Source organism: Pseudomonas sp. GW821-FHT05D12 (assembly GCF_059419825.1).
In genome coordinates this window covers 473,284-496,707 of the sequence record NZ_JBWKSN010000002.1, presented here as the reverse complement: position 1 = coordinate 496,707, position 23,424 = coordinate 473,284, and the positions used below count along the sequence as shown (strand labels likewise).

Here is a 23,424-nt window from a genome sequence, read left to right as displayed (position 1 = left end):
TCTCGCGGTCTGGTTCAGGCAGAGTCACCCAGCGCGGGTTTTATCGACTGGGCTCGTAGCGTGAGTGAGTCACCGTGAGGTTTGATTCCAAATTTCCGACAGCGGAATGTTATCAATTGCTACCTGCCGGACTGTGCGAGGCGGTCATCCCCAGGCGCGCCTGTTGCCGTAGTCCACTTGGGGGCGTCGTGCGTCATCGTGCGTCACCTGGGCCGTCAGTGCGAAATTGTGGACAGGGCCGTGCAGCCCGGAAAATCGACTCCAGTTGCCAGGTATCTGTCGAGCACGCCCGTGCTTCGAGGCTTGGCTGACGACGCGTACCTAAACTGGAGCAAGACATGATTCAATACCTCAAGACTGCCAAACCGGTGGCTGCACAGGCCGAGATCGCGAGCCAGGTTCGCGATGTGGTGGCTGACATCATTGCCAACGTCGGTCGCCAGGGGGACGCCGCGGTCCGTGAGTATTCCCGGCAGTTCGATCAGTGGGACCCGGTCAGCTTTCGTCTGACCGATGAGGAAATTGCCGCCTGCGTCGCCAGCCTCTCGGCGCAAGAGATCGGCGATATCACCTTTGCCCAGGAGCAGGTGCGCCGCTTTGCGCAGGTGCAAAAGGCTGCGCTGGTGGATGTCGAGGTCGAGACCCTGCCGGGCGTGATCCTGGGGCACAAGAACATTCCGGTGAACTCGGTGGGCTGCTATATCCCCGGCGGCAAATACCCGCTGTTGGCGTCGGCGCATATGAGTGTGTTGACCGCCAAGGTCGCGGGCGTCAAGCGCGTGGTGGCCGTGGCGCCGCCGTTCGATGGCCGCCCGCATCCGGCCATCGTCACGGCGATGCACCTGGCGGGCGCTGACGAGATCTACTGCCTCGGCGGGGTGCAGGCCATTGCCGCGCTTGCCTTGGGCACCGACACGTTTGCGCCGGTCGACATGGTCGTGGGCCCCGGTAACGCGTATGTGGCAGAAGCCAAGCGCCAGTTGTACGGCAAGATCGGTATCGACCTGATTGCCGGCCCCACCGAAACCCTGGTTATCGCTGACGAAACCTCGGATGCAGAACTGGTGGTCGCCGACCTGCTGGGGCAAGCAGAGCATGGCGTGAACTCTCCGGCGGTGTTCCTGACCAACTGCCGTGCACTCGCCGAGGCGATTCCAGCCGAGATCGAGCGCCAACTGGCGGTCCTGCCGACGGCCGGGGTGGCTGCCATCGCCTGGCGTGACTACGGTGAAATCATCCTCTGTGACAGTGTTGAGGAACTGGTGGAGGAGGCCGATCGCATCGCCTCCGAGCATGTCCAGGTCATGACCCGTGATCCGTTGTATTTCCTCGAGCACATGACCAATTACGGCGCGCTCTTCCTCGGGGAGCGCACCAACGTCTCGTATGGCGATAAAGTCATCGGCACCAACCACACCCTGCCGACCACCAAAGCCGCGCGGTACACCGGCGGGTTGTGGGTGGGCAAGTTCATCAAGACCTGTACGTACCAGCGCGTGCTGACGGATGAGGCCTCGGTGCTGGTGGGCGAATACTGCTCGCGACTCTGCGCGATGGAAGGGTTTGCCGGCCACAAGGAGCAGGCGGATATCCGCATCCGTCGCTACAAGACCACCGCTTGAGTCACGCCCTGCTGCCCGCAATGGGCAGCAGGGCGGCGTTGCTTCTAGTCCTGCCCACCCCAGACAATCGCCGCATTGTCTCCCGTCATGTACTCGCGCACCTCCACCGGCAGTGACAGGTCGGCGGGCAGCAGCACTGTCGCCGCGCGCAAGTGCCGTTTGCGAATCAGGCCTTTTTCCACATAGTTCAACGTCAGCCGGGTGGAGAAGGGCTGGCGGTAGGACGATGACGCCACCCCGGTGACCAGCCCATGCAGAAAGCGTATGGGCCGCCGGTGCTGCGGCGTGAGGATCGAGAAAGTGATTTCGTTGCGCTGCTTGCCCTCGAAATCCACCATGAACAATCGGTCGCCCAGCAACAGGCAGAAACCGTGATAGGTGAACGAGTAGCCGGTCTTGCCGCTGCCATCCTGCAATGGGAAGCGCTCGACGGTCACGTACTGCACCATCGTGTCCGCGCGGTAGAGGCACGTCACCGAGCGCAGGATCCGGCCTTTATAGATCGACGAGTTGTGGTAGCGGTAATACACGCCCAGGTAGTCGTCCAGCGCGTGCGCCGAAGCCTTGGCCAGTGGCAGGAAATGATTGAACTGCGCGGAGGCACGCAGCCCGATCGGCAGCTCGTTTTCAAACCCTTCGTAGAACTGCTTGAAGTCGGCCGGGGGACGAAACAGGTCCTCGGCTTCCATCATGAAATACCGCGCGATTTTCTGCAGGATCTTCTGCGACGGCACATGCTGGCCGGCCAGGTACTTGTTGAACTGCTGGCGGTTCACATCGATCTTGCGGCACATGTCAGCGACTGACCGGCACGACTCCACCAGCGTGGCGAGGTTTCTCTGCACGTTGCCTTGCAGGTCATTGCGCACTTGATGGCGCTCTCCATGGGAGGGGGCGATTACAACTGACATGGGGGCGTGGATCTCCTCGCAAGCGGCTTTTTTAGTTTTTTTTTCGGGCAGCGGATCAGGCGTGAGCTGCATGCCGAGCATGCTAGATAGTCTGCAACCGAGCGTCCAGCACGCACTTGCCGGACTGTCGCTGCTGCACATGTGCGTCGGTCTGCGTCACACCACAGCCATCTGCGAAATTGAGCCGCGCGCACGATCTCTCGATACTCGAAACGTCCACGTGGCCTGCTCGCCGGCAGTCCATGAGCGCGTGCATGTCAGCCATCAAGAGCGACCTTCCACGTGGGGCACCTTGCAACATCACTGTCTAAATACTGATGGCCAGCGGCCATTAATTCCAATAACGAAGGGGCCTCAGCCCCTCGACAGGTGATCCATGTTATCGAGCAAACGCGACAACTCCCTGGTTACGCCCAGAATCAAGAAAGCGCGAATGGCCACGTTCGCGGGCTTCATGATCATGGGGGCGCTGTTTTACACCTGGTCGGTCGGGGTGAGCGCGTTTCGAAACCATTTAGGCATGGAGGGAAGCCTCGGCGACCTGAACTTCGGCATGGTCGCCCTGGGGATTGCCATCGGCGGCACCTTCGGTGCATTCATCGTCGGGTATTTCGTCGACCGGTTCGGCCCACGGACCGTGATCCGCACCACCTTGCTGGCCTATCCACTCTCGCTCATCGCCCTGGGGTTCGCCTCGCAATACACCTTCGCGCTGATGTTCGGATGCCTGTTGGGCGCCTTGCGCGGGTCGGTCGATACCGCCCTGAATGCGCACGGTGTGCAGGTCGAACGGTTCTATCAACGCTCCATCATGTCGGCGTTTCATGCGTACTTTTCGTTGGGCGGCTTTCTGTTTGGAATCCTGGCCAGCTACCTCGCCGGCTTTTCTTCCGACAGCGCGATTATTCCCTTCACGGTGGCCGGGGTTTCGCTGGCGCTGCTGAGCCTGCTGACCAGCCAGTTCATGCTCGGCAAGGACGAGCTGCTGCCGGTCAACCACGAACCGACCCGCAGCGCCGCCGCGCCCACCGCGCGTAACTGGAAAGTGCTGATGCTGATGGTGGCTTTCGGCGCGCTGCTGATTGCCGGGATGATCAGTGAAAGCTCGGTCAGCGACTGGGGCCAGGAGTTCCTGGTGCGCGAGACCGGCATGACCATCTCGACCGCTGGCCTGGCCATCAGCTTCTTTACCGGCGCCGGGTTTATCGCGCGCATGACCGGTGACTGGCTGGCCGAGCGTATCGGTGCGGCGGCGATGGTGTTCTGCTGCGGCGCGATCTCGATTGTCGGCATCTTCCTGGCAACCCTGAGCCACGCCCCGGTGATGGGCATGGCCGGCTTTGCCCTGCTGGGGCTCGGGCTCGCCTGTATCGCGCCGCTCATGCTGTCGGCGGCGGGGCGCAAGGACCCGGCCAACTCGGGCCGCAATGTCGGCATTGTCAACGGCATCGGGTTTGGCGGCATGCTCGGTGGCCCGGCGGTCTATTCGTACCTGGTGAGCACCTACGGCATCGGCGCGCTGTTCTACATGCCGCTGGTGCTCATGAGCCTGATCGCGATCTTCGGCCCGCTGTTGATGCGGGTCAAACCCGGCGCCTCGGCGGCCCATCCAGCTGCATCCGCAGCTGCCAACAACAGCGAGGCGAAGATTTAAATGCAAGCCACTCCTGAAGTCATCGTGATCGGCAGCGGTGTCGGCGGCGCCATGACCGCCCGCCGCCTGGCCGAACACGGGGTGACCGTGCTGATGCTCGAGCGTGGCGACTGGGTGCCGAAGGAAGCGGACAACTGGCGTGTGGCCTCGGTGTTCTTCGACAAGAAATACACCGCCCACGACACCTGGCTGGATGCCCAAGGCAAGCCGTTTCGCCCGAGCATCTACTACAACGTCGGCGGCTGTACCAAGTTCTATGGCGGCTCGATGATCCGCTACCGCGAGCGGGATTTCGAGGTGCTGCAGCACGAGGAGGGTGTGTCGCCGGCGTGGCCGGTCAGTTACGCCGAGTTCGAACCGTATTACACCCAGGCCGAGCAGATTTTCAAAGTGCACGGTGACGACCGCGACGATCCGTCGGCGCCGTGGCGCAGCAAGCCGTATCCGTACCCTGCGGTGGCGTCGGCGCCTATCGTCGAGCACATGTGCAAGGGCATGCGGGCGGCGGGCGCGCGCACCTCGGCGATGCCGTTGGCGGTCGATTATTCGGCTGACGGCCACTGCACTCTGTGCAAGACCTGCGACGGCTTTCCTTGCCGGATTTCGGCAAAAATGGAGGCAGAGACCGCACTGGTGCAGCCTGCGCTGGCAACGGGCAATGTGACCCTGCGCACCAATACGTTGGTCAAGCGGTTGCTGCTCAGCCAGGACGGCAAGCAAGTGACCGGGGTCGTGGTGGAAAGTGACGGCCAGACTGAAGTACTGACCGCCCGGCTCATCGTGGTCTCCTGTGGCGCCGTCAACAGTGCGGCCTTGCTGCTGCGGTCGGCGTGCGAAGCCGCGCCGAATGGCGTCGCGAACAGCTCGGACGTGGTTGGCCGTTACTACATGGCACACAACCAGACCGCATTGATGGGGTTGTCGCCGCGCCCCAACGACACGGTGTTCCAGAAAACCGTGTCGATGAACGAGTTCTACTTCGGCGCGCCGGATTATCCCTTCCCACTGGGCCATGCGCAGATGCTCGGCAAACTCCAGGGCGGGATGCTTTCGGCCAATGTGCCGTTCATGCCCAAGGTGGTCGGCGCCACCATGGCCAAGCACAGCATGGACTGGATTGCCTTCTCGGAGGACCTGCCGGACCCCGACAGCCGCATCCTGATCAAGGACGGCCAGATCCAGATGGCGATCCGCCGCAACAACCTGCGCCCCCACCGTCGGTTCATCAAGAAGATGGTGGCGCTGCTGCGTGCCAGCGGGTACCCGATCGTATTGACCAAGCCGTTGCTCAAGCACTCCACCTCTCACCAGTGCGGCACCGTACGATTTGGTCGCGACCCGACGACCTCGGCCCTGGACATCTATTGCCGCAGCCATGACCACACGAACCTGTTCGTGATCGATGCGTCATTCATGCCGTCGTCCGCCGCGGTCAACCCGGCCTTGACCATCGCCGCCCAGGCGCTGCGGGCTGCGGAACATATTCTCGCGACGGAATTCGGCATCACCTCTATCCGGCGGCCTGATGAACAGCAGGCCGCGACACTCTCTCTTTACGCCATAGCAGGAGCGCAGCATGACTGATACGAAAACAAAAAAAATGACCGGTGGGCAAATCGTGGTCGAGTACCTTATCCGCGAGAAAGTGCCCTATGTCTTCGGGATCCCGGGGCATGGCAATACCGCGCTGCTGGACGCCTTTGTCGACCGCAAGGATGAGATCACCCTGGTGCCGGCCATGCACGAGCAAGGTGCGTCACACATGGCTGACGGCTTCTACCGCTCCAGCGGGCAAATCGCGGCCGTCTGCGCCTCCATCGGTCCGGGGGCGACCAATACCCTGACGGGGATCGCCACCGCGTTCGCCGACTCGCTGCCGCAACTGGTGATCAGCGGCGGCGTGCACACCTACATGCTGGGCAAAGGCGTGCTGCAGGAACTCGACCGTCCCCACGGCGATAACTTCCCGCGCATGGCGGAACCCGTGGTGAAGCGCTGGTGGCAACCGGGCACGGTGGCGCAGTTGCCCGGGGTGATGACCCAAGCGTTCAACGTGATGCTCGAAGGGCGCCGTGGTCCTACCTTGATCAACCTGCCGCAGGATCTGCAGGCCGAATGTGCGGAAATCGAGTTGCCAGCGCCGCAGACGCACCGTGGCCACGGCCGCCTGCACGGCGACCCGGCCGACATCGCGCGTGCCGTGCACCTGCTGATGTCGGCTGAACGCCCGGTGATCATGGCGGGCGGCGGCGTGATCGCCGCGAACGCCAGTGACGACCTGGTCGCCATCGCCGAACACCTGGGCGCCGCGGTGACCACCTCGTTCATGGGCAAAGGCTCGATTCCCGAGGACCATCCGCTGTATGCCTGGCCGTGCGGCGACCTCGGCTCGATCCCCGGCAATGCGATGACCCGCGAGGCCGATGTGATCCTCGCCGTCGGTTGCCGCTTCAGTGATCGAATCACGTCCTCCTACCGGCCCGGCGTGACCTTCGATATTCCGAACAAGACCCAACTGATCCAGATCGATATCGATGGCTTCGAGCTGGGCAAGAACTACCCGGTGGAAGTCGGCATCGTCGGCGATGCCGGGCCGATCCTGCAGGCGCTGCTGGCCGCATTGCGTGACAGCGGGGCGGCGCGTGACTACAGCACCTCGCCGATGTTCCAGCGCCTGCAGCACCTGAAGGCCAAGTGGGAGGAACACCTGGCGCCGCTGCGTACCTGCAATCAGTCGCCGATGACGGTGTCCCAGGTGTTGTTCGAAGCGCGCAAGATCCTGCCGCGCAACACCATTGTCGTGACCGACTCCAGCAACCCGCAGAACCAGGTGTTCAACGAGTTTCCGGTGTATGGCCCCAAGCAGCACATCACGCCGGGTGGTTTCTCCGGGATCGGGTTTGCGCTGCCAGCCGCCATTGGCGCGAAGATGGGCGCGCCGAATCAGCCGGTGGTTGCCATTTGCGGGGACGGCGCGTTCCTGCAAACCGGCCAGGAGCTGGCGACGGCGGTGATGATGGGCGTACCGGCGATTTTCCTGATCATCAACAACGGTGGCTGGGGTGCGATCCGCAACCTGCAACTGAACATGTTCGGCGAGGACCGCGAAATCATCACCGACTTCCGCACACCGGACGGCGCGTCCTGGTCGGCCAACATTGCCGATTTCGCCAAGTCGCTGGGTGCCGCCGCCGAGCGGGTGACCGACCCGCTGCAGATCGGCGCCGCGGTGGACCGCGCACTTGCGTCCAATCAGCCCTACGTGATCGAGGCGATCTGCTCGATCGAGCGCCCCTGGAGCAACATGCACCCCACCGGCTGGTGGGACATCACCGTGCCTGACTACCTGGGCGAGTACCGCGACGAGTATGTGAAGAACCGCGGTTTCTGATGCGCTGATGCCAACTCCCTGCGCTCATGGACGAGCGCGGGGCTTTATTCCAGAACCGATAGGGCCTGCGAAGTGACACCATTCAATCAACAGCGAGCGCTGCAATTCAGTGACCAGTTCGTCGAGTGTTACCTGGTCGAGAACGTAAAAGACTTTACCGTCGAGGCGGGCGTGGTGGTCAACCTCGATCACCGCCCCATGAGCATCGGCGGCCCGGTACCGAGTGTGGTGCCTGCGTGGAAATCCACCATGCTGTTCAACGCCGTGGTCGCCGAGGCCGCACGCATGGCGGTGTTCCGCGTGCGCAGCGAGGTCGACCTGGGCGGCATCGTGCTGGGGGAGTGGGACTGGTTTGGCAACCGCTTTGCCAAGTTTCCGCGCACCACGCCGTTGTACATCTCGCGCTACGACGAGATTGGTGCCGTGCGCCTGGACCCGTTTGCCTTCGCCAACCAGCGCGAGGCGGTGGTGGATGCACGCGAGTACACGATTCGCCTCAACCTGTGGTGGGCGCCGACCAACACCGACTGTTACTTGCACAATGAACACCCGTTTGTGGAAATTCATACCCAGATCCACGGGGCAGGGCGCATCCAGTTATTCCGCGAGCGCGACGCAAGCACGCTGTACCGGCAGATCAGCATGGCACCGGGCTACACGCACGACCCCTTCACCCTTGTGGATAGCGAGGGCAGTCCTACCTATCCGTGGCATCGCTACTGGTCGGATTCGGATGCGATCTGGCTGGCCATCGAGTTTCATCCAAAAGGCTGAGAGGATGTCTATGAAACTGGCTGTAGTGACCTGGACACTCGGGCTCAGCGAGCCGCAAGCGGTGCTGGCCAAGGCGCTCGCGCTGGGGCTGGACGGCATCCAGTACTCAGGTGATCACCGCGACGCCTGCCCGGTAGACCTGCGCGAGCAGGCACGTCGGGCAGGCATCACGATTCTCGCGGTCGACCCGATCAATGCCGGGCCGCAGCACCGCGCCGACGCCACGCAGGACCTGGCCGTGGATTACTACCGGAAGGTCATCGATTTCGCAGCCGAGCTGGGCAACGTGCCCGTGACCTTGCAAGGCCTGTCGCTATGGACACGTAATTGCCCGGATCCTGCCTCGGCGTACGCGCGACTGCTGGCGTGCTGCAAGGTCATCGACGCCTATGCCCAACGCCGCGGCGTGCCCACCTTGTACGAGCCGTGCAACCATTTTGAATTGCCGTTGATCAATACGGCGCAGCAATGCCGGGAGCTGATCCGCGCGGTCGGCAGTGACAACCTGCGCATGGTGCTGGACAGCTTCCACATGAACATCAATGAGCCCGACCCGGTGCAGACACTGCGTGACTGCGCGCACCTCACCGCGATCTATCACATCTCGGATTCCGGACGAGGCGCTATCGGCACCGGGCACATCGACTTCGCCGCCCAGTACCAGGCATTGGTGGCCAACGGTTTCAGCGGCGATGTGTCCATCGAGCTGGTATTGCCGCATCTGCTTCCAGGGCAGCCGCCGGGCAGCGAGTCCGACTGCCAGGCGCTGGATGTGCAGATACGTGCAAGTGCCCGCCAGTGGCGCGCTTACCGACCGGCAGCCGCTCAAGCCGTTGCGGCGGGCGGGAGAGGCTACCGGCAATATCGGCATGCGAGCTGCGTCAGCCTATCAACGGTTGATTGGGCCTTGAAGGCTTCGGCTGCCGACGGCCCACGGTAAGGACGCCAGGTCGAGACTGTTTGCGGTGCAGCGCTTTGTGGATTAAAACAGCCCCCCGGGATGGTTTACTTCAAGGAGATCTGATGTCCGCAGCGACCGCTTCAACGTTCCAGGTATTTTTTCGCAGAGGGTTCAAGCACCTGCTTGAGCACTGGACACCGTTTACGGTGACGGTGATTTTTCTGGGCACGGGCTTTGGCATGCTCAGCCTCTACATCTACACCAAGGCCATTGGCCGCGCGGATATTTTCATGTCCACGCTGGATGCCAAGTCGGCCCTGCTGGTGTGGGTGCTCGTCGTGATGTTCATGATGACCCTGCAGCTGGCGGTGCTGATGGTGTCGGCGTGGTTGTATGGCATGTCGGTTTCACTGCTTTATAGCCGCCGCGACAGCACCCGATGCATCGCGTTGTGCCTGTTGGTGCCGTTGGTGGTCGGGTTCTCCACCTTCATGGCGTTGGCGTTTTACTGGAACGAAGACGTCGGCGCCGGGCAGGCCCTGCTGATTGTTTCGGGCATGACCTTGCTGGCGCTGTTCGGCCTGAATCGGATCAGGCGGGTGCGGGTGCTGATCGCGCAAGGGGCGCCCCGTGGTCATCGGAAGTGGGTGTACGTGCCCCTTGCCATCATGCTGCTGTTTACCGTGGTCTCCGGGACATTGCCGACACTGTTGATCCTCGACAGCTATGTCGGCCAGGACGATGCCGCGGCGGTCAGGTTTGTCGCGCTGTTCTCGATTGGTTCCTTTGTGTTCAGCCTGATCCCGGCGCTGTTGTTTTTCGTCGTCAAGGGCAGCCTGTTGCGCCGGGTATCCACAGTGGCCGCATCGGTGGTGATGTTCTTCGTCCTGTTCCTGCTGTCCGCGCGCGGGCCGATGTCGAGCATTACTTACATCGTCGCGGGCACGTTGGAAATCCGCCAGAACCACGCCGCCCGATTCATCCTGGAAGACCAGGTCAAATTGGGCGATCTGGATTCACTGCAATGGCACACACACCTGCGCGACGACGCACGCGTGCAGGTGGACGCGTACCAGCTGTTTGCATTCGGCGACCTGTTGTTGATCTGCCCGGTGGCTGTGCACGCGGCCAAACTTCATGAACTGCCGCGCTACACCAGACTCTGCTGGTTCACCCGCGCCAGCCGGGTCCATCGCATGCCGCCGCAGATGAGCCTGCATGCGCCGCCGACGGCAAGGTCGATCTGGGCCGGCAAGGCGGCTCAATTCGTCGACTGGCAGCGGGTGCGGATCAACCTCACACCCAGGGTCAGTTTGCTGCGTGAGCGGTCAGACGGCTGATCACGCCGCCGTCGCCGTGACCTGCCGCCCTGGGATGGCGGCAATCAATTCACGCGTGTAGTCACTGGTCGGCGTGTTGAAAATCTGCTCCACCGAGCCTTGTTCAATCACCCGGCCGTTGCGCAACACCAGCACCTGATGGGCAAAGTTGGCCACTACCGACAGGTCATGGGACACCAGCACGTAGGCAATGCCCATCTCCCGCTGCAGCTCTTCGAGCAGGTCGAGGATATGCGCCTGCACCGACACATCCAGCGCGCTGACCGGCTCATCCAGCAGCAACAGGTCGGGTTTCAGCGCCAGCGACCGCGCAATGGCCACCCGCTGGCACTGGCCGCCGGATAGCTCGCGGGGCAGGCGATCCAGGTAACTGACCGGCAGGTGCACACGGCTGATCAACTCGCGCGCGGCTTGTTCCAGGGCCGGGCCCTTGAGCAGACCGAACGACACCAGCGGCTCGACGATGCTGTCGAACACGGTGAAGCGCGGGTCCAGCGCGGCGAACGGGTTTTGTTGCACCAGCTGCAGGCGCTGGCGCAGCGGGCGGAAGTCGCGCCAACTGAGGTCGGTCACGTCCTGTTGCTCGAACAAGACCCGGCCACGGCTGGGCTTCTCCAGCCCCAGGGCGATGCGCAGCGCGGTGCTCTTGCCCGAGCCCGACTCACCGACGATGGCCAGGGTTTGTCCGGGGTAGACCTGCAGGCTCAGGTCTTCCAGCGCTACAAACGCTGGGTCTTCACCCTTGACCTTGGGCAGCACGAACGTCTTGCCGACGTTTTGCAGGCGCAGGATCGGCTGCCGGGTGGGATCAATATGGATAGGCGGCTCACGGCGCCTGGCGAACGCCGGCGCTGCGGCGATCAGCGCGCGGGTGTAGTCGTGCTGGGGGGCGACGAGGATCTGCCGGGGTGGGCCTTGCTCGACCACTTCGCCTTGCTGCATCACCAGGACGCGGTCGGCGCGGTCAAGCGCCACGCCCAGGTCATGGGTGATGATCAGCAGCGAAATCCCGCGCTCACTGACCAGGCGCTGCAAGTGGTCGAGGATTTTGCGCTGCACGGTGACGTCGAGTGCGCTGGTCGGCTCGTCGGCGATGATCAGCCGCGGGTTGCCGGCCAGGGCGATGGCAATCAGCACGCGCTGGCGCATGCCGCCGGAAAGCTCATGGGGATACTGGCGTGCGCGCAGCACCGGCTTGTCGATACCGACCTGTTGCAGCAACTCGACGATGTCGGCGTCAACCCCAGGGTAGCGCTTGCCCTTGGCCAACACCAGCGCTTCGCCGATCTGCTGGCCGACGCGCAGGGTCGGGTTGAGGCTGACCATCGGGTCCTGGGGCACCAGGCCGATGGTACGCCCGCGCAGGTGGCGTTTTTGGCGCTCGTTGGCGTGGGTGAGATCGGTGCCGTCGATCCACAGTTCGCCGGCGCTGATCTGCGCGTTGTCCGGCAACAGGCCGAGGATTGCATTGGCCAGGGTGGTCTTGCCCGAGCCGGACTCGCCGACAATCGCCAGTGTCTCGCCCTGGGCGAGGCTCAGCGACAGGCGATTGACCGCCGTCTGGCCGTGTCGGTAGCTGACACTCAGTTGGCGCACATCGACTAACGGGGGAAGGGCGCTCATCGCTGGATCTCCTCGAAGGTGCGGGCGATATGGTTAAGGCTGAACACCACCGCGACCAGGAACAGGCCGGGCAGCAGCGAGACCCACGGTGCGGTGATCAGGAAGTGCCGGCCGTTGGCGATCAGCGTGCCCCATTCCGCCGCAGGTGGTGCGGCGCCGAAACCGAGAAAGCTCAAGCCGGCGGTGGCCAGGATGGCCGCGCCGAAATCCAGGGTGGCCAACACTGCCACCGGGCCCCAGGCGTTGGGCAGGATGTGCCGCAGCAAGGTCCGTCGCCAACTGGCGCCGCCCAGGCGTGCGGCTTCGACGTAGGGCAGGGTCTTGACCCGCAGCACCTCGGCGCGGGTCGTACGGGCGAAGCCGGGGATAATCCCCACGCCCACCGCGATGGCCACCGGCACCGTGCCGAAGCCGATCGCAGTAACGATCGCCAACGCCAGCAACAGCCCCGGCAGGGCCAGCAGTACGTCGACAAAGCGCATGATCACTGCGTCGATGCGGCCACCGGCAAAGCCGGAGACAATCCCCAGGCCCAGCCCGCCCAGCAACGCGATCCCCACCGCGAGGAAGGCCGCCAGCACCGACAGGCTGGAGCCGTAGACCACGCGGGTATACAGGTCACGCCCCAGCTCATCGGTGCCGAACCAGTGCGTCGGGTTCGGCGCGCTGAGCTTGACCGCCGGCGCGGTGGCGTAAGGGTCGAAGTGGGTCAGCCAATGCGGCGCGACGGCCGCGACCAGCGCGAACAGCACGATCAGCACCGCCAGGCTGAAACCCGGCCGGCGCAACAACGGCAACACGCTGGCTTGTGCACGCTGCAGGCGGCTGCGACGACGCCATACGGGGCTGGCCGCGAGGGTTTTGCGGCCAAGATTCTGCTCGAGGATGGTCATGGTCTACGACACCTTTGGCGTGTGGGAGATTCGCGGGTCAAGCCAGGGGTAGAGCAGGTCGACCAACAGGTTGACCAGTACAAACGCCGCCGCCGAGACGGCGACAATTGCCAGCACCACCGGAATGTCCTGGCGCAGTACAGCTTCCTGGGCCAGGCGGCCGATGCCTGAGCGCGCGAAGATGGTTTCCACCAGCACCGCACCGGACACCGTGTTGCCGACTTGCAGGCCGATCAGGGTGAGGATCGGCAGGGCGGCGTTCTTGAATCCGTGCCGTGCCTGCACCTGGCCACGGGTGAGGCCCTTGGCGTAGGCGGTGACGATGTACGACTGTTGCCACACCCCTTGGAAACTGCGCTGCAGCACCTGGGCGTACACCGCCGCACTCGGAATCGCCAGGGTGATCGCCGGCAGCACCAGGCTTTCAACGCCCCGGCTGCCGGTGGCGGGGAACCAGCCCAGGCCGAACGCGAACACCTGGATCAGCAGCAGGCCCATCCAGAACACCGGCACCGAGAAACCCAGGGACGGCAGGCGCGCCAGGGCTTTTTTCAACGGCGCCCACCGGATGTAGGCGGTCAGGTAGGCCAGGCCCACCCCGCCGATCAGCGACAGCACAATCGCCAGGCCGGCCAGGGACAGCGTCTGCGGCAGGCGCTCGGCAAGCAACTCGGCTACCGGGCGGTTAAGCGAAAGGGATTGGCCGAAATCGCCACGCAGCGCGCCCAGCAGCAGGTCGAAATATTGCTCGAACACGCCCTTGTCGAGCCCGTAGTAGGCGCGCGCCTTGGCCAGGTCCGCCACCGACAGCGAATCGGCTTCCATGCCCGAGGCGCTGAGCATGATCGACAGGGTGTCACCCGGCAGCAGGTACAAAATGAAATAGGTGATGCTGTAGGCTCCCCACAGCACCAGCAGGGCCTGGCCGACGCGGCCGATCAGGTAGCGGCTCATGGCGTGCCGACCTCGATATCACCCAGCAGCGCAAAGCCCTCGGCGGTCCAGCGGAAGTTCTTCACCTTGGCCGAGGTCGCCGCTTGCCACACGCGCTCATACATCGGGAACGCCGAGCTTTGATCAATCAGCAAGTCCTGCAGGTCACCGTAGGCCGTGGCGCGTTGTGGGCCTTGGGTCGCGGTGATGCCGGCATCGAACAGGTCCTTGGCCTTTTCCAGGACTGCCGGTTCATAGGTGTTGGTGGCCACGGTCGAGCTGTTGGCGCTGCGCGGGTCGAGGATGGTTTGCAGGATGATCGGGTCGGCGCGGGTCATGTAGTTGATCGTCAGGTCATAGTTGCCTGCGGAGTTGTTGGCGACCCATTCGGCGCGGGTGACCACGCTGAGTTTCAACTCGATGCCGACCTTGCGCAGTTGATCCTGGATCAGCACGTCACCGGCGGTTTCGGCCGGGCTGATGTTGTAGCTCAGGGTCAGGCGCTTGCCGTTTTTCTGCCGGTAGCCATCGGCGCCTTTGGCCCAGCCGGCCTGGTCCAGCAGTTGCTCGGCGCCCTGCGGGTCGTAGGCCAGCTTGTTGCCCTGGCTTTTGAAGTAGGGCGTGGTCACATCGAAAATGCCGTCGACCACCGGGAATTCAGCGTTGTAGACCGTGCTCGCGTAGCTCTTGCGGTCCAGGGACTTCTGCACGGCCAGGCGCACGTGCTGGTCCGCGAGGATGCGTTCGCCACGGGTGTTGGGGTACAGGTTCAGCGCCGGGCCCGGCAGGGAACGGCTCTGGATGGTCGCGCCCTTGGACTGGAACAGCTTCAGGTCGACTTCCGAGAACGGATTGCGCGGCCACAGGATATCGGCCTTGCCCTGCAGGAACAGGCCGTTGCGCACGCTCTCTTCGGGGATGTAGCTGATGTCCACGGTCTCCAGGTGCGCCTCGCCGGGGTTTTTCATATTGGCCGACGGCCACGCGTAGCCCTTGCGCTTGGTCAGGTGCGCGCCGACTTCCGGCGTGTAGCTGGCGAGCACGAACGGCCCGGTGCCGATGATTTTGCCCAGGGAGCGCTCCTTGGCCGTCAGCGCGTAGGAGGCGGGCGCGAGGATCGCCAGGTTAGTGGTGGACGTCGCTTGCAGGAACCCTGCGTTGGGCTTGGCGAGCACCAGCTTGACGGTGAAGTCATCGACCACTTCGGCGTGATCGAACCCGGCGAGGTAGGTGGCGCCGAAGGTGGCCGGCAGCTCGGTGGCCAGCGCCTTGTCGCTGTCGAATGCGGTTTTCACCGCCTTGGCATCGAAGCGCTCGCCGTTGCTGAAGGTCACGTCATTGCGCAGGTGGAAGGTGTAGGTCAGCGCGTCGTCACTGATCTCCCAGCTTTTGGCCAGCCAGGGGATGATCTTGCCGGTTTCCGGATCCTGGTCGGTGAGGGACTCGGCGACATTGCGCAGCAGCACGCGGTGTTCCAGCCAGTAGACCTGGAATGGATCGACGCTGACCAGGGTGGTGTTATCGCCGAAGAACGCAATGTTCAGGGTTTTGCCCGCCTGGGTGTCATTCCCTGGCGAGCAGGCGGCGAGGCTCAGCGCCAGGGCGCACGGGGCCAGCAGACGGCTCATCAAGTTGGAGGTATTCAATGGGTTGCCCTCATGTGGCGATGCGTGTGCATGCAAGGTGTGGATCAGAAGTCGTAGGCGAGCTTGGTGTACCAGTAGCCACCGCCGGGGTAGAACGGCGGGTTGCCGTAGGGCGCCAGGCCCAGGTTGCTGTAGACGGCATGCTTGTCCGGGCGCACGTCGAAGATATTGGTGCCGCCGATGCTGACGGTGATGCTGTCGACGAAGGTGTAGCTGACGTCGAGGTCGGTGATCCATTTGGCGCCGAAGCTGCGGTCGCCGGTGGGGTTGACTGCCAGGGTCTTGACCGCGCCATAGCGGGCGGTTTGCAGGTTGACCGCGAGGTCGTCGACCTTCCAGTTGGCGCCCAGGATCCACTTGGTCTTGGGCGTGGCATCGGTGAGGTCGCCCTGGCGATCACGGCCGACCAGGGTCACGCCGGAATTGGCCAGCGCCGCCGGCGTGTCCGGGGTGCCTTCGATGGTGGTCTTGTTCCAGTTGAAGCCCAGGCTCCAGCGCACGTCGCCCCAGGCATCCAGCGGCGTGGTGTGGTCCGCCACCACATCCAGGCCTTTGGTGCGGGTATCGAACGCGTTGGTGTAATAGTTGACCCAGGTGCCGGTGGGCACACCTTGTGCGGCGAGGATCGCGTTGATCGCGCCGTTGCCGCGGTCGTAGATGTTGCTGGTCAGTGCGATGCGGTCATCGATGTCGATCAGGTAGGCGTCGGCGGTAATGCTGGTGCGCGGCGCCGGTTGCCAGGTCAGGCCGAGGCCGAGGTTGCGCGATTTTTCCGGCTTGAGATCATCGCCCCCCAGCGCCTTGGCCAGGTTGCTGCCGGACGGCGTCAGGCGCGTCACGGCGGGCACCACGTTGCCGTTCACATCGGTCGCCACGCGGTTGTCGGCCACGGTATAGCCGATCTGCGTCAGCGACGGCGCGCGGAAACCGGTGCCAACCGTGCCTCGTACCGCCACGGTGTCGGTCAGTTCGTAGCGTGAGTTGAGCTTCAGGCCGAAGGTGTTGCCCGAGTCATCGTCGTAGTGCTCGACCCGACCGGCGAGGTCGAGGAACCAGCGCTCGGTCAGGTCAAAACCCAGGTCCAGGTAGCCGGCGTAGTTGTTGCGGATCAGGCTGACTTCATCTTCAGGACGGATCGTCACCGCCGCCTGCGCGCCAGAGGCCGCCGGGTAAGTCCCGGTGATGTAGGCTTCGCGGTCGCCGGCAAAGGTACTGAAATGCTCCCAGCGGTGTTCCAGGCCGGCCGAGACTTGCACCGGCGACGTCAGGTTGAACAGGCTGTCATAGCGGCGCGTGAAGTCGAGGTTGTTGACCCATTGCTCGAAGCGGAAGGTGGCAAGGTTGTCGAATTTGGTCGGCGAGGCGGTGCCCAGCGACGGGTTGATATTGAGGTCGCTGGAATGGTGGACGTTGTTGCGCCCGTAGGTGGTGCTCAGGTCCCAGTTCCAGTCGGCCACCTGGCCCTTGCCGCCGAACAGCAGCTGGTAGTCACGGTCCTTGATGTTGTTGAGTGGGAAATAACCGTCGGGGAACACCTCGGGCACGGCGGCCGTGCCGGTTGGCAGGCGGAAATAGTTGGCAGCCTCGGCATCGCGCTCGCCGTAGGTGGAGAACGAATACAGGGTCAGGTCTTCGAGTGGCAACTCGGCGTTGTAGGCGAGGTTGAAGGCCTTGAGATCGGGGTCGCCGTTCTTGATCGCCACGCGATCCCACGCCGCTTCTTTTGCCGGGTCGGCAAATGCGCGCACGCTGTTGTCGGCCTTGTCGTTCCATGAGGCTTCACCGCGTTTGCGCGCATCTGCCGAGAAGTGGAAAAACCCGCCATCACCGAGCTTGAAGCCCTGGTCGCCGGCGACCTTGATAGTTTCGCCCTGGCCCGAATACAGCTGCCCGTAACTGGTTTCCAGGTGCCCACCGTTGTTGGTGGACTTGAGGATGATATTGATCACGCCGGCTACCGCGTCCGAGCCGTACTGCGCGGCAGCGCTGTCTTTGAGTACTTCGATATGGTCCACCGCGCTGACCGGGATCAGGTCGATGTCCACCGCATTCGCGCCGCTGTTGTCGATCGAACCGCGCTGGCCGGTGGCACCGTTGTGCCGGCGTTTACCGTTGACCAGCACCAGCGTGTAGGCCGGGCCGAGGCTGCGGTTGCTCAGGGGGCGCGTCACCGAGTTGTAGCCGGCGATATTGGTGCCGAAGTTGAACGACGGCAGCAGCTTGGCGATGGCCTCGGACAACTCGGCGCGACCGGTCTTGAGCAACTGGTCGCTGTTGATCACATCAATCGGCGCCGGGCTGTCGGCCACGGTGCGCTCCTGGCCGCGCAGGCCGGTGGAGATCACCGTGACGGTACCGAGCTTGGCATCCTCCTTGGTGGTGTCGGCGAAGGAGGGCGCGGTGGCCAGCAGCAGGGAGCTGGTCACCAATGACCAATGGAGTTTTTTCAGCGGTTTAGGGAATTGAATATCTGGCATATCGAGAAGGATCCATTCAGCCTGCGAGAGGCTCCTGGTGGTCGGGGTACGTCCTCCGCCAGGCATGGGGTCGGTCTGTGATACGAAGATATTCCTATAAAAAACCTGAGTGAAAGTCTTTTTTGGAATAAGCTAATTATTAGACATTGTTATTTTATGAATTAATAAGATCATCTATTTTTATTATGTCGTGTGCATCAACCTTGTCCGCGGGCGGCGAAGACCTCCTTGAGCACCGGCACCGCCGACATCGCCTTCGGCCAGCCCACGTAGAACGCCAGGTGCGTCACCCCCTCGGCGGCCTGGGCCTGGCTCAGGCCGTTGTCCAGCGCGCGGTTGAGGTGGAAGGGCAGTTGCGCCGCCTGGCCCTGGGCGATCAACGCGGCGACGGTGACCAGGCTGCGGTCGCGGGCGCTGAGAGTGCTTTGGCGCCACAGGTCCGCGAACAACACTTCATTGGTGTAGCGCGCGAGCTGCGGGGCCACACCGCCGACACCGGCGTCGACAGCGGCGCGGCGCTTGGCTTCACTGTCGGGGTCCAGCGTCAGGGCGGCGCCTGCCGGCGGCGAGATCTGCTCGTCCGGGATGTTTCGTTCGATGAACACCTGCTTGGCGACTGCGGCAGCGGACATCGCGTTCGGCCAGCCTGAATAGAATGCGAGATGCGTGATCAGCGCGCTGATCTCGCTGGGGGTGAGGCCATTGTCGAGGCCCAGCTTGAGGTGGTCCGCGAGTGCCGACACCTGCCCGTTGGCGATCAGCGCCGACACGGTGATCAGGCTGCGATCACGCGGGGCCAGCTCGGTACGTTTCCACACCTCACCGAATAACAGGTCGGTGGTGTAGGCATACAGTTGCGGCGTGACTTCCAGCACCGCAGAGGAGGGCTTTGGGTCCGGACGCGGCTGGGCTTGATCGGCATCTACGACAGCCGCGTAGAGCAGGGTGGCGAAGGTGGTGGCGGTCAACAGTTTCATCGGGCGCTCCTTAAGCAGGGGAGCCCCATGGTAGGCAGCTGGCTTGCATTGATTAAGCCGCATAACCGGCATGCGCTTATGAGTCCGGCTCATCAATTCATCGCGGGGTCGGATTGATCTGCGATACGCTGCACCGTCATCACCCTATGAATGAGGTTCATCAATGGCACGCGAAGGCTACGGCGACCTGTTGGCTTTTGTGGCGGTCGCGCGTGAACGCAGCTTCACCCGTGCGGCCGCTCAGCTGGGCGTTTCGCAATCAGCCCTGAGCCATACCGTGCGGGCGCTCGAAGCCCGACTGGGGGTGCGACTGCTGACGCGAACGACCCGCAGCGTGTCGCCGACCGAGGCCGGCGAGCAGCTGTACAACAAGTTGGCGCCACGCTTTGACGAGATCGAGTCGGACCTGGCCGAAGTCCTCGAACTGCGCGATTCGCCGCGCGGCACGGTGCGTATCTCGGCCACCGACTACGCAGCGAATGCGCTGCTGTGGCCGCGCCTGTCAGCGTTCATGCCGCGCTATCCCGACATCAAGGTCGAAATCATCACCGACTATGGCCTGACCGATATCGTCGCCGAGCGCTATGACATTGGCGTGCGCCTGGGCAACCAGGTGGCCCAGGACATGATCGCCGTGCGTATCGGCCCCGACCTGCGCATGGCCATGGTCGCGTCGCCGGCCTACCTGCAAGCCCACCCGGCGCCGCAGACCCCGGACGAACTGGCCGCGCACAACTGCATCAACCTGCGCCTGCCGACCCACGGCGGCTGCTATGCATGGGAATTGGCCAGCGGCGACCGCGAAGTGCAGGTGCGGGTGCAGGGCCAACTGACGTTCAACGGCACCTACCCGATGCTGGCGGCGGCGCTGGACGGCTGCGGCGTGGCGTACCTGCCCGAAGACCTGGCCAAAGAGCACGTGGCGGCGGGTCGCCTGTGCTGGGTGCTTGAAGAATGGTTTCCGACTTTTCCCGGCCTGCACATCTACTACCCGAGTCGACGCCAATCTTCGCGGGCGTTGAACCTGGTGGTGGAGGCGCTGCGCTATAACACTTGATCACTCATGAGGCAGGCTCATGGGCGTATCCTTCTTTAGCGCCTTAATCATCAATGCGCATTGGCCTAGGATCCGTCTACGTTTCCAACGCCGTTGAGGGTGAGCCATGAATTACCGTTACCTGGGCCGCAGTGCCTTGAAAGTGTCGCCCCTGTGCCTGGGGGCCATGATGTTCGGCGGCGAGGCCGATGAAGCCAGCGCCAAACGCGTCATCGACAAAGCCGGCGCCGCTGGCGTCAACTTTATCGATACCGCCGATGCCTATCACGCCGGGCGCTCCGAAGCCGTGGTCGGCCGCGCCATTGCCGCCCAGCGTGACCAATGGGTGGTGGCAACCAAGTTCGGTTATCCGGCGTCGGCCGAGGCCGGCCCGAACCAGCAGGGCCAGTCGCGCAAGTGGATCATGCAGGCGGTCGACGCCAGCCTGCAACGCCTGGGCAGCGACTACATCGACATCGTGTATTTCCACCGGACCTTGAGCGATGCGCCACTGGAAGAGGGCCTGCGCGCCATCGACGACCTGATTCGCCAAGGCAAGATCCGCTATTACGGGGTGTCGAATTTTCACGGCTGGAAAATCGCCGAGATGGTGCGCATCGCCGACGCGCTGGGCATCCAGCGCCCGACCGTCAGCCAGCCGCTGTACAACATCGTCAACCGTGTCGCCGAGGTCGAGCAGTTGCCGGTGGCGGGCCACTACGGCATTGGCGTCGTGCCCTACAGCCCACTGGCCCGTGGCGTGCTCAGCGGTAAATACGCGGTGGACGCGCCGCCACCGGCGGACACCCGCGCCGGGCGCGGTGACAAACGGATCCAGCAGACCGAATGGCGCCCCGAGTCGTTGAAGATCGCCAAGGCCATTGCCTAGCATGCGGCGACGCGGGGTACCACTTCGGTGGCCTTCGCAATTGCCTGGGTCTTGAAGAATCGCTTGATCAGCGCAGCGATCGCCGGCCCGCGCACCGAAGCGCAGTGGGACAGCTACCTGGAGGCGCTGGGCCTGGAACTGGGGCCGGAGGACGAAGCGCTGGTCGACAGCCTGGTCGTGCCCGGCCATGCCTCGACCCATGGTTTTACTGATCCGGGTTACCCGGTGGAAGGGCGCAAGGTCAGCTAGACCACGCGGTATCACTGGTCATCGCCGTACCAATAGTGCGCGGTGACCCCGCCGTCCATCAGGAAGTCGCTGCCCGTGATGAAGGTGCCTTCCGGGCCCATCAACAAGGCCGCGACGGCCGCGACTTCATCGGGTGTTCCGCCGCGCTTGGCGGCGCTGGATTCGATCATGCGACGGTAACCGTCCCCGCGTGGGCCGCTCAGCTCATCGCGGGCCAACGGGGTGAAGATAATGCCCGGGCTGATCGTGTTCACACGCGCACCGCGCTTGCCCCAGCGCACGGCCTGCGCTGCGACGCGCAGCGCGTTGCCACGCTTGGACAGCTGGTAGGCGTGCAGCGAGTCGGTCACTTGCGCAGGCTGCAACATCGGCAGGGCCAGCAACGCTTCAGTCGCGGTCAGCGCCAACGCCTTGTTCTGCTCGGCACTCAGCGCGGGCAGACGGTGCCCGGACTGCGAGGCGATGACGATGGCCGAACCGCCCTTGGCAATCACTTCGCCAAACAGCTCCAGCACCAGCGCCGTGCCGTACAGGTCGACCCGCAGGATGGTCGCCGGCGATGCCTGGGACGGTGACACACCGGCGGCATGGATCACCTTGGTGATCTCGCCAAGGCCGGGAGCCAGTGCGACGAGCGCTACGACCGACTCTCGCGACGCGACATCCACCTGGGCGGTGGTCACCTCGAAACCGGCATCACTCAAGACCTTTGCTGCCGCTTCGGCGGTGTCCTGGCGCAGGTCGGCAAGCACGACGTGCTGGCCGGCACTGACGCGCCGCGCGATGGCCTGGCCGATCGAGCCGGCGCCTATGACTACGGTGACTTCCTTCATGGGATTTCCTCAAAGCGGGGGGTGCCCACTTTAGAGGCAGCAGCTCCTGATGATTAGTCGTGCAAAACCGCGAGGTCTCATGAGCTGATCTCATGAGTCGGCTAATAGGTATCAAGACGTTTCGCCGCCCGTGCGCCGGTGCGCGGGCTTATGCGTATTATCCTCGACCATACCTGCAGGGTATTCATTCAGACCTTATCCATATTGGACGGTCGCAACACCAGGCGTCAGCCTGAGGCCAATAACTATAAAGAGGCGCAACCATGACCGTGCTATTGAGTGAGCGCAGCCAGATTTTCCAGGGTGCCGACGCCTATGCGGTGTCGGACTACGTCAACCAGCATGTCGGCAGCCACTGCATTCGCCTGCCCCCCAAGGGCCGGCCGCAGGCGAGCATCAGCCACCGCACTTTTTCCAGCCTGGACCTGTGCCGCATCAGTTACGGCGCGCCGGTGCGGGTCACGTCGGTGGCGCTGGAAACCATCTACCACTTGCAGATCCTGCTGAGCGGGCATTGCCGCTCGCATTCGCGAGGCGTGGAGCATGTGTTCGGACCTGGCGAGATCCTGCTGATCAACCCGGATGATCCGGTGGACCTGACGTATTCCGCCGACTGCGAAAAATTCATCATCAAATTACCCGTACGCCTGCTCGAAAACGCTTGCCTGGAGCAGCAATGGGCGCTGCCGCAGCCGGGTATCCGCTTTGCGACCGCGCGCCATGCGCTCAGCGAAATGGGTGGGTTCCTGCCGCTGCTGGGGCTGATCTGCCACGAGGCGGAAAACGCTGCCGAACCGCATATGCAGAGCCTGTACGAGCGCATCGTGGCGACCAAGTTGCTGGCCCTGCTGGGCAGCAATGTACTGCGAGTGATCCCCCAGCCTGCACAGGGTGGCGGCTTCGAGGCGGTGCGTGAGTTTGTCGAGCAACACCTCACCGACGACATCAGCCTCGAACAACTGATGGCAGTGGCCAAGGTCAGCGAGCGCTCGCTGTACAGCCTGTTCGAGCGCCAGGTCGGCCTGTCCCCGCGTGACTACGTACGGCGGCGCAAGCTTGAACGGGTGCATGCCCGCCTGCAGCTGAGCAGCGCGCGCAGCGTGACCGAGGTGGCACTGGACCACGGTTTCACGCACCTGGGACGGTTCTCCGAGGCTTATCGCCAACGCTTTGGCGAGCTGCCCTCGCAGACCTGGAAGCGCCACCGCTGAGCGGCGTGCGCTCGGCGGATAGTGATCTGCAGAAAAGGGATATTGGACAACATGTCGGACACGT

17 protein-coding genes and 1 pseudogene are annotated in these 23,424 nt (G+C 63.6%); 10 read left to right on the top strand and 8 right to left on the bottom strand.

The features are described 5' to 3' along the window. Positions 1-338: 338 nt before the first annotated feature. Positions 339-1,622 (top strand): histidinol dehydrogenase, encoded by a 1,284-nt coding sequence (hisD, locus tag AC07SI_RS05320; protein WP_106803998.1) that lies wholly within the window; start codon positions 339-341, stop codon positions 1,620-1,622. A 44-nt stretch (positions 1,623-1,666) separates the two neighbouring features. Here the strand turns inward: hisD and AC07SI_RS05315 are convergent, their stop codons facing one another. Further along, a complete protein-coding gene (locus AC07SI_RS05315) occupies positions 1,667-2,533 on the bottom strand; it encodes a helix-turn-helix transcriptional regulator (RefSeq protein ID WP_065905153.1) in 867 nt (288 codons plus the stop codon). Between the two features lie 433 nt (positions 2,534-2,966). Between AC07SI_RS05315 and AC07SI_RS05310 the strand changes: the two genes are divergently transcribed. From AC07SI_RS05310 to AC07SI_RS05285, 6 genes are all read left to right on the top strand, one after another. Next, entirely contained in the window at positions 2,967-4,187 is a 1,221-nt protein-coding gene (locus tag AC07SI_RS05310) for an MFS transporter (RefSeq protein ID WP_240435302.1), read from the top strand. Continuing rightward, positions 4,188-5,771: a GMC family oxidoreductase gene (locus AC07SI_RS05305; protein WP_495005309.1), complete on the top strand. Its 1,584-nt coding sequence runs from the start codon at positions 4,188-4,190 to the stop codon at positions 5,769-5,771. Further along, a complete protein-coding gene (locus AC07SI_RS05300) occupies positions 5,764-7,578 on the top strand; it encodes a thiamine pyrophosphate-binding protein (protein WP_162946080.1) in 1,815 nt (604 codons plus the stop codon). Before AC07SI_RS05305 ends, AC07SI_RS05300 begins: the two co-directional genes overlap by 8 nt. Before the next feature lie 72 nt (positions 7,579-7,650). Then, on the top strand, positions 7,651-8,352 hold the full coding sequence (locus AC07SI_RS05295; RefSeq protein WP_120448518.1) for a hypothetical protein: 702 nt from the start codon (positions 7,651-7,653) through the stop codon (positions 8,350-8,352). A 10-nt stretch (positions 8,353-8,362) separates the two neighbouring features. Beyond that, positions 8,363-9,292 (top strand): sugar phosphate isomerase/epimerase family protein, encoded by a 930-nt coding sequence (locus AC07SI_RS05290; RefSeq protein WP_495005308.1) that lies wholly within the window; start codon positions 8,363-8,365, stop codon positions 9,290-9,292. An 83-nt stretch (positions 9,293-9,375) separates the two neighbouring features. Continuing rightward, positions 9,376-10,593 carry a hypothetical protein gene (locus AC07SI_RS05285; RefSeq protein WP_495005307.1) on the top strand — a complete coding sequence of 406 codons (1,218 nt, stop codon included), beginning with the start codon at positions 9,376-9,378 and terminating at the stop codon, positions 10,591-10,593. On the opposite strand, the gene AC07SI_RS05280 is transcribed toward AC07SI_RS05285, so the two are convergent. The 6 genes from AC07SI_RS05280 to AC07SI_RS05255 form a co-directional block, all read right to left on the bottom strand. Further along, positions 10,594-12,216 carry a dipeptide ABC transporter ATP-binding protein gene (locus AC07SI_RS05280; protein WP_495005306.1) on the bottom strand — a complete coding sequence of 541 codons (1,623 nt, stop codon included), beginning with the start codon at positions 12,214-12,216 and terminating at the stop codon, positions 10,594-10,596. Then, a complete protein-coding gene (locus AC07SI_RS05275) occupies positions 12,213-13,109 on the bottom strand; it encodes an ABC transporter permease (protein WP_065905050.1) in 897 nt (298 codons plus the stop codon). The genes AC07SI_RS05280 and AC07SI_RS05275 overlap by 4 nt, the downstream gene beginning before the upstream one ends. Before the next feature lie 3 nt (positions 13,110-13,112). Further along, the gene (locus AC07SI_RS05270) at positions 13,113-14,063 is read right to left on the bottom strand and encodes an ABC transporter permease (RefSeq protein WP_065905052.1); all 951 of its coding nucleotides are present in this window, start codon (positions 14,061-14,063) and stop codon (positions 13,113-13,115) included. Next, positions 14,060-15,670, bottom strand: coding sequence for an ABC transporter substrate-binding protein (locus AC07SI_RS05265; RefSeq protein ID WP_495005360.1), 1,611 nt, complete (start codon positions 15,668-15,670; stop codon positions 14,060-14,062). Before AC07SI_RS05265 ends, AC07SI_RS05270 begins: the two co-directional genes overlap by 4 nt. A 62-nt stretch (positions 15,671-15,732) precedes the next feature. Then, positions 15,733-18,165, bottom strand: coding sequence for a TonB-dependent receptor plug domain-containing protein (locus AC07SI_RS05260; RefSeq protein ID WP_282395866.1), 2,433 nt, complete (start codon positions 18,163-18,165; stop codon positions 15,733-15,735). Between the two features lie 197 nt (positions 18,166-18,362). Next, the gene (locus AC07SI_RS05255; RefSeq protein ID WP_495005305.1) at positions 18,363-19,142 is read right to left on the bottom strand and encodes a carboxymuconolactone decarboxylase family protein; all 780 of its coding nucleotides are present in this window, start codon (positions 19,140-19,142) and stop codon (positions 18,363-18,365) included. 163 nt (positions 19,143-19,305) lie between these two features. Between AC07SI_RS05255 and AC07SI_RS05250 the strand changes: the two genes are divergently transcribed. Then, on the top strand, positions 19,306-20,199 hold the full coding sequence (locus tag AC07SI_RS05250; protein ID WP_495005304.1) for a LysR family transcriptional regulator: 894 nt from the start codon (positions 19,306-19,308) through the stop codon (positions 20,197-20,199). Between the two features lie 106 nt (positions 20,200-20,305). Further along, a pseudogene (locus tag AC07SI_RS05245) lies at positions 20,306-21,316 on the top strand (aldo/keto reductase). A gap of 11 nt (positions 21,317-21,327) precedes the next feature. On the opposite strand, the gene AC07SI_RS05240 reads toward AC07SI_RS05245, so the two are convergent. After that, positions 21,328-22,149, bottom strand: coding sequence for an SDR family oxidoreductase (locus AC07SI_RS05240; RefSeq protein ID WP_495005303.1), 822 nt, complete (start codon positions 22,147-22,149; stop codon positions 21,328-21,330). Between the two features lie 263 nt (positions 22,150-22,412). Here AC07SI_RS05240 and AC07SI_RS05235 point away from each other — a divergent pair, with 263 nt between their 5' ends. After that, on the top strand, positions 22,413-23,360 hold the full coding sequence (locus AC07SI_RS05235; protein WP_065905064.1) for an AraC family transcriptional regulator: 948 nt from the start codon (positions 22,413-22,415) through the stop codon (positions 23,358-23,360). The last annotated feature ends 64 nt before the right edge of the window (positions 23,361-23,424 follow it).

Coding starts and splice junctions, on each gene's coding strand:
- AC07SI_RS05260 (WP_282395866.1), bottom strand. CDS start 18,165: ATGCCAGATATTCAATTCCCTAAACCGCTGAAAAAACTCCATTGGTCA.
- AC07SI_RS05315 (WP_065905153.1), bottom strand. CDS start 2,533: ATGTCAGTTGTAATCGCCCCCTCCCATGGAGAGCGCCATCAAGTGCGC.
- AC07SI_RS05290 (WP_495005308.1), top strand. CDS start 8,363: ATGAAACTGGCTGTAGTGACCTGGACACTCGGGCTCAGCGAGCCGCAA.
- AC07SI_RS05270 (WP_065905052.1), bottom strand. CDS start 14,063: ATGAGCCGCTACCTGATCGGCCGCGTCGGCCAGGCCCTGCTGGTGCTG.
- AC07SI_RS05275 (WP_065905050.1), bottom strand. CDS start 13,109: ATGACCATCCTCGAGCAGAATCTTGGCCGCAAAACCCTCGCGGCCAGC.
- AC07SI_RS05235 (WP_065905064.1), top strand. CDS start 22,413: ATGACCGTGCTATTGAGTGAGCGCAGCCAGATTTTCCAGGGTGCCGAC.
- hisD (WP_106803998.1), top strand. CDS start 339: ATGATTCAATACCTCAAGACTGCCAAACCGGTGGCTGCACAGGCCGAG.
- AC07SI_RS05265 (WP_495005360.1), bottom strand. CDS start 15,670: ATGAGCCGTCTGCTGGCCCCGTGCGCCCTGGCGCTGAGCCTCGCCGCC.
- AC07SI_RS05305 (WP_495005309.1), top strand. CDS start 4,188: ATGCAAGCCACTCCTGAAGTCATCGTGATCGGCAGCGGTGTCGGCGGC.
- AC07SI_RS05300 (WP_162946080.1), top strand. CDS start 5,764: ATGACTGATACGAAAACAAAAAAAATGACCGGTGGGCAAATCGTGGTC.
- AC07SI_RS05310 (WP_240435302.1), top strand. CDS start 2,967: ATGGCCACGTTCGCGGGCTTCATGATCATGGGGGCGCTGTTTTACACC.
- AC07SI_RS05280 (WP_495005306.1), bottom strand. CDS start 12,216: ATGAGCGCCCTTCCCCCGTTAGTCGATGTGCGCCAACTGAGTGTCAGC.
- AC07SI_RS05250 (WP_495005304.1), top strand. CDS start 19,306: ATGGCACGCGAAGGCTACGGCGACCTGTTGGCTTTTGTGGCGGTCGCG.
- AC07SI_RS05240 (WP_495005303.1), bottom strand. CDS start 22,149: ATGAAGGAAGTCACCGTAGTCATAGGCGCCGGCTCGATCGGCCAGGCC.
- AC07SI_RS05285 (WP_495005307.1), top strand. CDS start 9,376: ATGTCCGCAGCGACCGCTTCAACGTTCCAGGTATTTTTTCGCAGAGGG.
- AC07SI_RS05255 (WP_495005305.1), bottom strand. CDS start 19,142: ATGAAACTGTTGACCGCCACCACCTTCGCCACCCTGCTCTACGCGGCT.